This is a genomic window from Hoyosella subflava DQS3-9A1 (assembly GCF_000214175.1).
Lineage (GTDB): Bacteria > Actinomycetota > Actinomycetes > Mycobacteriales > Mycobacteriaceae > Hoyosella > Hoyosella subflava.
Genome location: NC_015564.1, coordinates 4,285,631 through 4,297,685 on the forward strand (window position 1 = coordinate 4,285,631; position 12,055 = coordinate 4,297,685).

Annotated in this window: 7 protein-coding genes; 2 read left to right on the forward strand and 5 right to left on the reverse strand. The window is 61.8% G+C overall.

The annotated features are described in order from the left end of the window. Positions 1 to 67: 67 nt before the first annotated feature. Genes AS9A_RS19925 through AS9A_RS19940 form a run of 4 tightly spaced genes read right to left on the reverse strand, consistent with a single transcriptional unit; the run spans position 68 to position 8,342 of the window. Positions 68 to 688, reverse strand: coding sequence for a DedA family protein (locus AS9A_RS19925; protein WP_013808949.1), 621 nt, complete (start codon positions 686 to 688; stop codon positions 68 to 70). A gap of 25 nt (positions 689 to 713) precedes the next feature. Then, positions 714 to 5,675 carry a DNA repair ATPase gene (locus AS9A_RS19930; RefSeq protein WP_013808950.1) on the reverse strand — a complete coding sequence of 1,654 codons (4,962 nt, stop codon included), beginning with the start codon at positions 5,673 to 5,675 and terminating at the stop codon, positions 714 to 716. Next, positions 5,672 to 7,672: an SPFH domain-containing protein gene (locus AS9A_RS19935; protein ID WP_013808951.1), complete on the reverse strand. Its 2,001-nt coding sequence runs from the start codon at positions 7,670 to 7,672 to the stop codon at positions 5,672 to 5,674. The genes AS9A_RS19930 and AS9A_RS19935 overlap by 4 nt, the downstream gene beginning before the upstream one ends. Before the next feature lie 13 nt (positions 7,673 to 7,685). Beyond that, a complete protein-coding gene (locus AS9A_RS19940; protein WP_013808952.1) occupies positions 7,686 to 8,342 on the reverse strand; it encodes a hypothetical protein in 657 nt (218 codons plus the stop codon). A gap of 146 nt (positions 8,343 to 8,488) precedes the next feature. On the opposite strand from AS9A_RS19940, the gene AS9A_RS19945 reads away from it, so the two are divergent. Together AS9A_RS19945 and AS9A_RS22915 are read left to right on the forward strand one after the other, a co-directional pair. Further along, entirely contained in the window at positions 8,489 to 10,447 is a 1,959-nt protein-coding gene (locus AS9A_RS19945) for a M13 family metallopeptidase (RefSeq protein ID WP_013808953.1), read from the forward strand. 73 nt (positions 10,448 to 10,520) lie between these two features. After that, a complete protein-coding gene (locus AS9A_RS22915; protein WP_013808954.1) occupies positions 10,521 to 11,081 on the forward strand; it encodes a hypothetical protein in 561 nt (186 codons plus the stop codon). Positions 11,082 to 11,090: 9 nt separating this feature from the next. Here AS9A_RS22915 and AS9A_RS19955 read toward each other — a convergent pair whose 3' ends face one another. Further along, positions 11,091 to 12,032 carry a L,D-transpeptidase gene (locus tag AS9A_RS19955; protein WP_013808955.1) on the reverse strand — a complete coding sequence of 314 codons (942 nt, stop codon included), beginning with the start codon at positions 12,030 to 12,032 and terminating at the stop codon, positions 11,091 to 11,093. Positions 12,033 to 12,055 lie beyond the last annotated feature (23 nt).

Sequence of the window (12,055 nt, forward strand, 5' to 3'; positions counted from 1 at the left end):
CTCACAGGGATTAGCACAAGACGCACTCTCCTTCACCTGGGAATTACGGACAAATCCGTAACGGCAGCTAGTCGGCCAGCTTGCGCTGCATCAACCTGTGAATTCCGAGCACTACGCCAACCACTACCACCGCGACAATGCCCGCCACCGCGGCTGCTGCTCCGGGATCGCTGCGCACCAAACCACCCGCGATCGCACCGAAGGATGCGAAGATCCCGATCCACACTGCTGCACCGATAGCCCACCACGCGATGACACGCCGATACGAAATTCCGTGCGCAGCGGCAATGAAGGGCGCGAAACAGTGCATCAGAGGAAGCACGATCGCCAGCGCGATGAGCGGGCCGCCGCCACCGCCATGAAGGTACTTTTCCGTGCGTTCCCACGCTCGATGCCAGCGTGGGTGCCTAGCTGCCCACTCCTTGATCCGGCTGCCAAAAACAGCACCGAGAAAGAACCCGGCTGTCGCGCCCAGCACACATCCTGCGATGCCCGCGAGGATCACGGAAATCAGCTGCGCTGGGTGGTCGATACTGACACCCGCGATGAGAACCGTGATGTCACCAGGAACGAACGGGCCCACGAAGGCGGTAGTGTGCACCATCATTAAGGCAGCGAATATCACCGCTACAAGGCCCGGGTGCTGCGCCGCTAGCCCGTGAAACAGCTCAACGATGTGAACTTCCACCCGGCAATCGTGTCACAGTGCCCAGTCAGCGTTCCCGCAGGGCGGATTCAATTCCCCCAACGCGATCTGCGAGGAGTCCGACCGCGCCGACAGCACGGGTCATGGGATCGTCCTCCGCACCGCCCAGCGCTTGGGCTCGCCGGAAACCGACCTTCACTTCCTCCCAGCGTTGTTGCTGCTCAAGGGTCAGTCGGCCGCGAAGTTCTGCCAGCTTCAGCAGATTCGATTCCGCACCGGAGGTGAGAGTCTGCGCCTCGCCGAGGTAATGGTCGTCGATGACTGCTTCAAGCTCCTCGTTATTCATCACCGGCGCGATTCGTTCCGCGAGGCGGCCCATGTTCCGGTACGACCCCTGCAGCTGGAATGGCGGCTCGGTCCTGTTCGCGTCGGCTGTCGCCGCGGACGCGATGTAGGCCTGGTTTACCGCAAGCACAATCTCTTGGACCCGGAGCATCTTGCTCATCACCGCGAGTACCTCATCGAGTTCTGCGGCTGAATACGGGTGCGACAACTGATCGGGGCGGACTGTGCTATCCCCACCTGCCAGCCGTACGAGGAGATCGATGTCCGATCGGTCCCGGGCGGCCAGCGGAGCGAGCACGGAGTTCGAGGTCAGCGCGTTCTCGATGTAGCTGAGAGCGAAAAGATGCTCTCGTCCGGAGAGCACGTCACCCAGGTTCCAGACGTCCGCGCGGTTTGCCAGCATGTCGGGGACACGGAAGCGCTTGCCCTGCTCGGTGTACGGGTTACCAGCCATGCACACCGCGAACCGTTTCCCGCGCATGTCGTACGTGCGCGTCCGCCCGTTCCAGACGCCTTCCATTCGCCGTTGCGCGTCACAGAGCGAGATGAACTTCTGGAGCAGTTCCGGTGACGTGTGCTGGATGTCGTCGAGATAGAGCAGGACGTTGTTGCCCATTTCCAAAGCAAAGTTGATTTTCTCAACTTCCTGACGTGCTGTCGCGTTGGGCGCTTCAGCCGGGTCGACGGAGGTGACGTAGTGCCCTAGCGCGGGACCGTTCACCTTGACGAAAACAACGCCGAGGCGATTCGCGACGTACTCCATCAGGGTCGTCTTGCCGTAGCCAGGAGGGGAGATCAGCAGAAGCAGCCCTGACTGGTCGGTCCGGCGACTGTCGCCAGTGGCTCCCAGCTGCTTTGCGAGATTGTCACCAATCAGCGGTAAGTACGCGTCGTCGAGCAGTCTGTTGCGCACAAAACCGCTCATCACCGTAGGCGCGTACTCGTCGAGGCGCAGCTTCTTCCGTTCCGTCGCGACGAGTGCGTTCCGTTGCTGCTGGAAGGTACGGAATCCCGGTACCCGCACCGCACGATAGTGACGCGTGTGTGACAGCAGATCATCGAGCCGGAACGCGAACCTACGGTCCTGAATGCGTGGATGCGATCCGAGCATCGGCTCAGCTACGCCGGTGAGAGAGGCGGAGGACTCATACCGGTCGACAGCGCTACCACACACTTCGATCGCGATAGCCTCAGCGAGATCAGCAACCATGTCGCCAACGTCGTCAGTCGCCAGATACGCCGACAGCCACGCGCGCACAAGCTGATAGCGGGCAGTCACGTCATCGGCAAGCGAACGCAGATCCTCATCGAAGTCCAGGCGAGACTTGGCGACCGAACCACCGAGAGCCCGATGGAACCGGTCAACCAGGGTGCGCGCACCAGAACTCGTCACGAAGCGTGGCGCACCCGATGCGAGCTCTTCGAACAGATATTCACCAACAAGTTCGAGATCTGCATCAGCCACGGGGATCCGGTACTCCTCGACGAACGCAGCCACCGCGCCGTTCAGTTCCCTCGCCAGCGCGTCGACCGCGTCCGGGCGACGGAACGATGAGCGAGCTCGCGCCAGGGACGCCGCGCGGGTAGTCCACGCGGCACGGCGGTCGGGGCGTGCATCAAACGCCCAGAAAAGCTGTGCAGCTGATCTCGCTCCGGGAGGGAACCGCAGGAGCCCGGCACCGGCGTGCAGACGCAGCAACTCGCTGAGAATTGCGGTGGCGTCGTGGTCGTGCACACCACGCTCGTAGCCCTCGTTGTATCGAGATTCCGCTGCCCTGCGCACGTAGGCGGCGAGCTCACCCTCCGCCACGAGCGCTTCATGGAGTTCGTCGAGTTTGCCCTCACGCTCCGCGTCAGCCAGCAACGAGGTCGCAAGAAACTCCGCGCGGTAGACGTCGCTGGTTTCCGAGACGAGCAGCTGATTCCAGTAGGGAGCAGTGGCGGCGAACTCGGGGTCAGCCACAAGAGACCGGTAGTCCGTGCCCGTTATGGCGAAGGACATCCGAGTCTCGCCGTCCACGGAGTGGGGAACGAGGGTCAGGTCGATTGCCTGCGTGTTGACCGCGAACCGGTGCTTCCCGAGCCTGATGGTTTCGCCACCGTCGCCATACAGATCCTGCCGGTCACGCAGGGCACGGCCAGCTTCCTGGCGCGCTGCTTTGATTCGGCCATCAATCTCCTCAGCGCGGACCGAATCGCCGATACCGCGTAACTCGCCGGCGAGGCTGCGCAGCTTCGCCACCATCGGGTCAGACGCAAAATACGTGTTGACCTCGTCGACAGTGTCCATACCAGCGACGCGGCGACTGACCGACGCGAGGATGCGCTGCGCCGAGTCCACCAGCCGGTCCGCGCGGCGTGAGCGCTCGTCCAGAAGCGCCTGTTTCCGCGAGGAGAAAGCCTCATAAACGTCCTCGCGTTTACTGCTGAGCTCGTCGAGGAAGTCGTCGAACTCGCTGAAACGCGACTCGAGATTTTCGAGCTGCAACAGGAGGCGGCCAAGCTGTTCATCACACGCGTCGGGTGTTTCAGCGACTGCGAGCGCCCCGGTGATTGCTTGCCCGAGCAGTCCAAACTCGGCAGCGAATTCCGCACGGCCTTCGCGCGTCAGCAGATCCTTGCGTCGCGATTCAACGGTCGCACGCGCCCGATTCACTCCCCCGAGTACTTCACCGATGCGCTCCAGAATGTGGGTGCGAACCACTGCGTCCCCGATATCCAGGGAGGAAACAATCTGGGTAACTACCTGCAATCCATCGGCTTGCTCAGAGAGCCGCTCCGTCACAGGCTTGGCTTCCGCGACAGTTTCGATGCGGTCCGCATCATCGATCAGCTGCTCAATGTCCCGGTGGAAACTCTCAAACGCGTCCTCGCCGCTCAGGAACTCCACAGCCCGTCGGCCAGAGTCGTCGAGAGCTTCAGAGAGCTGCTCATCAAGTGAGTCCAGCCGCTGCTCATCGACGTATCGCAGGTCCCGCAATGTGACGATGTGGCCCTGTTGTTTCCGCAAATCCGCGAGGAGCGATACCCAGCCATCTGCCGAGCGCGGTGCACTGCCCCTGCTCATCCGGATCAGTGATCCGATTTCGGCTTCCGATTCGCCGACAGCCTTCGATGCCTGCACTGTCAGCGCGGAGACCTTCTCGAATTCGTCTATCACCCGTTCAGCAGTGGACTGGAGATCCGACAGCGGCTCAAGCAGATCCCCGGCGCTCTCATCACCCAGCCAGTGGTAGCTATCTGCAGTACGCCTGCATGCGGCAATCATCGCTTCGAAAACAGCAGTCGCCGGGGCCATCTCGTCCACCATGCGCGCGACGGACAAGCAATCCGAAATACCGCGCACAAGGTCCGCATTGCCGATGCGTTCAAGCGGTCCGGAGCCCGCGGGCTGCGCCGCCGCGTACACATCGGATTCATACGGCGTCTGCCAGACCTGCATGGGATGCACACGGGTTGGCTCGTCTGAGTCGGCACGGAACACGACGGCTGTACCGTCGTCGAACAACGAATAGCCGTGGCACGGGACCGGATTCGCGACTTCCTTGCGGATCACGTTGTAAGGCAGCAGGAGGGTCCGTCCCTCGCGCCGAGCGTGGAAAGCGTACAAGACGTCCTCACCGTTACTCGAGCGAACGACGCGCTCAAACTCGAGGTCAGCGGTGTCAGTATCGAACGTTCGCGCAAGGCCGGTCTCGAGATAATAACCGCCCGGAAAGATCAGGCCCTGGTCCTCCGGGAGCCGTCTGCAAGACTGCCCAATGCCGTCAAGCCTGGCGATATCGTGCGTCCGTGTGTTGAAAACCAGATAGCGCCAGTCTTTTTCGTTGTATGGCCGGATCTTCAAGATGATGAGTGGCCCGACTTTCGCGAAATGCACGTCCGCGTCGGCAAGGCTCTGCAGCGGCTCGTCAACCGGCTCCTCGTAAATTCCTTCGCCCGTTGCCGTGTTGTCTTCGACCTTGATAGTGAGGTTGCCGCGCACGGTCTCGACGAAGACCTCACCGAGAATGGAAATGTGTGGGTGGCGGCCGAGCACATGATCGTCCCGGGTTGTCTCGACCCACTCGAAATCATGCTGGGCTGGAAAAACGTGGTCACGCTCACCACGGTTATCGATGTAGGTGACCGACCCATCGGTGCTGATGCGCCACCGCAGCACCTTGACGTCTTCAGTCCGCACCCCAGTCTGAAAAACAGCGAGCAACTTGCCTTCGACCCTGCGTAGTTGCAGCAGGCGTGTCTCTCGGTAGTAGCGGTACAGTTCGGAGAAGTGACGCTGAAAAGTGCTGTCACTTAGCAGGCCTGGCATCTCACCTGACGCGTCCTCGAAACGGAACGTGTCGCCGTCACGGACGAACCGATGGAGCGAGAACACGTCATCCACTGTGGTTTCTGGCTTCAGACCGATGAAGACGTTGTAGCCGAAGAGCATCAGCCCGCCCTCGTCGCTCCCCGCCGGTAGCGCGACAATGTCGCGCGGAACGCAGTTGTGCTCCGTTCGGATGCGTTCCGTCCCGATCAGCCGGAGTTCGGAACCGCCAAACGCCTCGACTCGGTGCGCATTGAGAGATTCCGCTCGGCGCGCGAGTTCTGCAGCATGCTGGGCGAGGCGGCTACGGAGCACTTCGTAGGTGCCGCCATCGAGGTCCGCCTCGCCGGTGGACGATGCACTGGCCGTCATGGGTTGACTTGCGTCACCGGGGTGTCGGCAAGACCGAGCTTGCGCGCATTGCCGAGCAGTTGACGCAGCTTGTCAGACTGCGGGCTGCCCTCGTTGATCAACTTCAGCAGCAGAGCCGAGACGGTGAGATTCTTGACGTCCTCCGTGCCCGCGGCTGCCAGCGCACGCGAAATGTCTTCGGAGAAGCTCTGGGAGCCGTCGAACCAGCCCTGACCGAGTGTTTGCGCAACCTCGGAGTTGTTCACGAAACCGTCAACTCCCTTGCCGAGCGCGATCGAACCGATGAGCCGGTCGAAGAACACACTTTCGCCACCGACGATATTGATGTCCGCTTCCTTGAGCCCGGCAGAGAGAACGGCTGCCTGATGCTCGGCGACCTGTCGGTGAACGTCGATGCCCGCGAGGCGAATGTCCTTCTCCATCTCGAGGCGCAGCCGGTACTCTTCGTGATGCCGGGTAGCGTCGTCGAGCTTCGCCATCGCGTCGGCCTTCTCGGTAAGTCCCTCAGACTCCGCTTTCAGCTTCTCTCGGATGGCGTCCGCGCCGGCAAGCGCTTTCTCACGCTCGACCTGCGCCTCGGCGCGGCCAACCTTTTCGATCGCTTCGGCGTTACGCTCCCGGACCTGCACGTCAGCGAGCCCCGATGCGGCTACCTCGGCCTGCTGCCCCTCCGCGAGCCGGATCTTCGCACGCGCATCGAGTTCCGCGGCCTGCTGTGCCGCTTCGGCGAGTGTGAGCCGTTCTTTGGCCTTGTGCTTAGCTGCCGTCTCAGCGGCCTCGGCGGCCTTGATGTCTTTGACGAGGTTCTCCTGTGCCTCACCCTCGGCCCGAATCACCACAGCTTGGCGGTCCCGCTCGGCGGCCTCGACCGCGCGCAAGCGATTGATGCTCTCTTCCTGCTCAGCGACGGTCTTATCGACCGCAATGCGCTCGCGGGTTGCTTCCGACACCGAGCGGCGCTCGGTCTCCACTTCGCGATCCTTCGCGATCCGCTGCAGTTCGGTCTCACGCTCGCGGTTGATGACCTCGAGCAGGCGATCCTTCTCGATCCGCTCCGTTTCGACCGCGATCACGCGTTCACGGTTCTTCTCTGCGACGGCGATTTCGCGCTGCTGGTTCTGGGCCTGCACACCAATCTGCTCTTCAGTGCGCAACCGTGCACTCTCCGACTTAAGGCGCTCTTCAGCCTGCACGCGCTGTGTTTCCGCGGTCTCGCGTGCCTGTGCGGTATCTACCTCGCGGCGCTGTTTGGCTTCCGCGTCAGCCTGTTGCCGCTCGAGTTCGAGGATCGCCTCACGCGCCTCGACGTTCTGCCGGGTAATTTCCTTCTCTTCGTTGCGCCGGTAGTCGTTGGTGCGGACGTTCTCTATTGCCGTCAGCTCGGTGATCTTGCGGATACCCTGCGCGTCGAGGATGTTCTTCGCATCAAGCTGTGACATGGGTGTCTGCTCGAGGTAGTCGATCGCTGCGTCCTCGAGGCTGTACCCGTTGAGATCAGTGCCGATGACGCGGATGATCTGATCACGGAATTCATCGCGCTTGGTGTAAAGGTCCTCGAAATCGAGGTGCTTACCGACAGTCTTGAGTGCCTCGGAAAATTTCGCGTTGAACAACACTTGCAGCGTCGTCTGATCGCTTGCCCGCTCAGTGCCGATCGCTTGCGCGACCTTGATGACGTCCTCAACTGTCTTGTTGACACGCACGAAGAACGTGATGCGGATGTCTGCGCGGATGTTGTCGCGGCAAATCAATCCGTCGTGACCGGTTCGTTCGATGTCGATGGTCTTCACCGAGATGTCCATCGTCTCGGCTTTGTGCAATATCGGCAGCACAACCGTACCGGTGAAGGTGACGTCCACCTTCTTCAGTTTCGAGACGATCAGAGCGCTGCCCTGATGAACCTTTTTGTACAGCCTCGTAACCATGAACAGGACCGCCAGAGCGGTCAGCAGGATAGCGGCAAAGACTATCCCAAAGCTGGTGGCGATCGTATCCACGGTGTTCCCTTCCTCAAGCCTGTCCAGGTGTGAAGTTGTCGAGAGCGGGATCCACCGGCGCCACCCAGAAGAACTCGCCGTCAGCGTCGTAGTCGTAAATCAAAGCAGAAGTACCCGCCTTGAGCGGCGTTTCCGCAGCATGCTCAGCCGTCTGCCGAACCTGCACGAGAGCGGACGAACCATCGGGCGACGTGACTTCGGCCTGCCCGAAGTCCGGCCCCACCGAACTGGTCCGGACGATGCAGACCTTGCCTACAAAATCGGAACGGGACTGTGCCGGAACGTGCCGGAAGACCCGCTTGAGCGGGGAAATGAAAACCTTTGTGGTGATCACACCGATCACCACGGCCGCAACAAGCACACCGATGAGCGCCGCGGCGGCAGCGGCGCCAGACAGGTTCACACCTCCCAGCACTACCGAACCGATGATGCTGACCAGCCAGGCGAAAGCGACAAACAGAGAGAGCGCGACCGTCAGAGGAACTCCACCGAGGTCCAGCCCTTTCATCCAGCCCGAGGGCTCTGCTTCCGCTGCCTCCGTGTCCCCTTCAAAGATATCGAGGCCCAGACCGCCGACGAGGACCAGAAGCCAGTAACCGATCACGACCACGAAAGCGAACGAAAACAGCACCGCAGGAAAACTCAGCGCAGCTTCAAGAAGGTTGCTCACCGTCGTCTTGTCCCCTCCAGCATCATGCGCGCACGCTCAACTTCTCCCCCGAGCTTGGATCGTTCCACACTCGCTGAAGGCTCACAACTAGAACAGAAAGCAATAGTGCGGTGCGGCTCGCCACAGCAACAGGTATAGATGAGGGGGTGAGTAGCACAGCTAAATCCGGTATCGATCTGGCCCACCGCGATGTCGAAACACGGCCACAAGATGACCTCTTCGAGCACGTCAACGGGAAATGGCTTGCAGAACACGAGATCCCGGCCGACCGGGCGCTCGATGGCGCCTTCCGCAAGATCTTCGACGAAGCAGAAGAGAACGTACGCACCATCATCGAGGAAGCGGCGGCGTCCCATGCCGATGCTGGTTCAGATGCGCAGCTGATCGGCGACCTTTACGCCAGCTTCATGGAATCCGACCGCGTCAACGCGCTCGGCCTCACACCATTGCAGGACGAACTCACTGCTGTCGCGGCAGCCGCTGACCTCGATGAGCTCGGCCGGCTCATGGGAGAGTTGCAGCGCGCAGGCACCGGCGGGGCCATCAGCTACTACATCTACACCGACGCGAAGAAAAGCGATCGTTACCTCGTGCATCTGTCGCAGTCCGGCATTGGCTTGCCGGACGAATCGTATTACCGGGACGAGCGGCATGCCGATGTGCGGGACAAGTACGTCGCGCATATCGAGCGCATGTTCGCACTGTGTGACACGGACCGGAACGCGGCCGACGTGTTTGAACTCGAGCGACAGCTCGCCAGTGGTCACTGGGACGTGGTGAAACGCCGCGACGCTGAGCTGAGCTATAACCTGCTCACCCTGGACGAGCTGCGTGAACTCGCGCCCTCGTTTCCCTGGCAGGCCTGGATCGCCGGGCTGCATGCCACCGACACGCAGTTCGCCGAAGTCGTGGTGCGGCAGCCAGAGTTCCTTCGAACTCTCGGGGAACTCTGGCCTGCTGTGCCACTCGAGACCTGGAAGTCGTGGATGATGTGGCGGGTCATCAACACTCGGGCCCCGTACCTGACTGACGAGATCGTCGAAACCAACTTTGACTTCCATGGGCGCACGCTGAGCGGCGCGGAGGTTCTCCGGGATCGATGGAAGCGCGGGGTTTCCCTGGTTGAGCACCTGCTCGGCGAGGCAGTGGGCAAGCTGTACGTCGACCGGCATTTCCCGCCGGCCGCGAAGTCGCGGATGGAACAGCTCGTCGACAACCTCATCGAGGCCTACCGGCAGAGCATTTCCACTCTCGAATGGATGAGCCCCGAGACCCGGAAAGCCGCGTTGGGCAAGCTCGAGAAGTTCACTCCGAAGATCGGCTATCCAGAGGAGTGGAAAGACTACTCCAGCATTGTGATCGAGCGTGCCGATCTTTATGGGAACGTGCGTCGCGGCAGCGCCGCCGAGCACGACCGGGAATTCGCAAAGCTAGGCGGGCCCGTTGATCGTGGTGAGTGGTTCATGACGCCACAGACGGTGAACGCGTACTACAACCCTGGGATGAACGAAATCGTCTTTCCCGCAGCGATCCTTCAGCCGCCCTTCTTCGACCCGGATGCTGACGACGCTGCGAATTACGGTGGAATCGGCGCGGTGATCGGCCACGAGATCGGGCACGGCTTCGACGACCAGGGCTCGAAGTACGACGGTGACGGCAACTTGGTCAACTGGTGGACCGACCAGGATCGCGAGGAATTTGGAAAGCGGACCGCGAAGCTCATCGCGCAGTACAGCGAATTCGAACCCAAGGCGCTGCCCGGCAAAAAGGTCAACGGCGACTTCACGATCGGCGAAAACATCGGTGACCTCGGCGGGCTGGCAATCGCACTCAGAGCGTACAAGATCGCAACCAATGGGTCCGATGCCCCGACCCTGGATGGTCTCAGCGGACTGCAGCGCGTGTTCTTCGGCTGGGCGCAGGTCTGGCGCGCAAAGGTACGTAACGAGGAAGCTGAGCGCCGACTCGCAACTGACCCCCATTCGCCACCGGAATTCCGGTGCAACGGCGTCTTGCGAAACATCGACGACTTTTACGACGCATTCGACGTCACGGAAGCGGATGGGCTGTTCCTGGAGGAATCCGAGAGGGTAAAGATCTGGTAGGCCCCTTGCACTACGCTTGCTGCGTACATGGCCCCGGCCGCCTGCGGCCATAACACCGGCACCCGGAGTGACAATGTTTGGACTACTCACCGCGCCGATTCGCGTGGTTGAATCGGTGACACGTGCAGCCCGGGAAACCGCGTCCAGCGCGGTGTCGGATTTTGGGAATCGCGCTTCCGAAACCGCCAGTGCCGTCGACGTTCGCGGACAGCTTTCCGTCCTGCAGCACATCATCCAGAGCGGGATGCTCGACCCTAACGGTCCACTCGACCGGATGCTGCAGCGCGGCGGCCTGCTTGAGCGACTCGCGCATGAAGAAGGTGTGCTCGAGCGGATCATTGAGCACGACGGCCCGCTCGACCGTCTGCTTGAGCGGGAAGGTCTGCTGTCGAAGATGACTGAGCGCGACACTCTTGAGCGCCTTATCGCCTTGACAGACACCCTGGACAGACTAGGTCCGGCCCTCGACCGCATCGGCCCCGCACTCGATGCGCTGAACACCCGGATCGCGACGCTTCAGGAGCTTGTCGGTCCAGGCGGCGCTGTCGGTGATTTCGTCGCGCGGTTCCCGCTGCGCCGCCGCAAGTCCTCAGGGTCCGCTTCCTCCCCGGAAGCAGGCCCCGAAGAGGCGTGACTGGCCCGACTAGAGCATCCAGTCTCCGAGGCCGTCCCAGCCGTTCAGTCGTCCCCCGATGGTGTTGCGGACAATCACCGGGTCACCTTTACGCGTGTTCTCGTAGAACCAGCGGGCATCATCTGTCGACACATTCAGGCAGCCAGCGCTGACGTTGCGAACCCCCTGGTGCTGTAGTGACCACGGCGCGGCGTGCACGAAGATGCCGCTATTCGACATTCGGGTGGCGTACTCGACATCGATGCGGTACCCGTCCGGCGAATCAACTGGCACACCGTACGTGGACGAGTCCATCACCATGTGGCGATGCCGCTCACCGATGATGTAGGTGCCATTCGGGGTGGGGGTACGGTCCTTCCCAAAGGAGACCGGCATGGTCCTGACGATCTGACCATTCCGCGTAACAGTAATGGTTTTCGTGACGTCGTCGGCAACGCTGATCGTGGCGTCACCTGTTCTGAAATTCGAGCGCGACGGTCCCGCGACCACGGTTACCTGAGCGTGTGCCGGCCAGAATTCGTGCGGACGCCACCTGACTTGAGAGTTGGAGAACCAAATGAAACGGCCGCTGACGGGCGGGGCCGACGTCACGCTGATCGCCCGCTCCGCTGCGGCCCGGTCACTGATCGGCGCAGGAAAGTTGATGATGACCGGCTGCGCAACACCCACCAATTCGCCAGCGGCTGGATTGATCCCCGCCGATGTGAACGGCGCGGGAGCGACCGGTCCGGGAACGGGCGGCGCGCCTGGAGTCTGCGGTGCAGGCGGTGGCAGAAGTCCTGGCGGTAGCGCCACATCTGGGGCAGGTCCTGGGAGTCCGAGTTCGGTCCACCAGTCGGCGAACCCATTTCCGCCCGGGTTCGCGTGCGCAACCCCGGCCGTTCCCCCAGATATTCCGACCGCTAACGCCACGCCCAGCCCAAGGGCCGCAATTCTGCGCACCAGTTTCACCGGACTCCCCTTTCCCACAAACA

What these genes read in the sequence shown, in the direction of transcription:
- AS9A_RS19930 (WP_013808950.1), bottom strand. Translation starts at nt 5,675, where the DNA reads ATGACGGCCAGTGCATCGTCCACCGGCGAGGCGGACCTCGATGGCGGC.
- AS9A_RS22915 (WP_013808954.1), top strand. Translation starts at nt 10,521, where the DNA reads ATGTTTGGACTACTCACCGCGCCGATTCGCGTGGTTGAATCGGTGACA.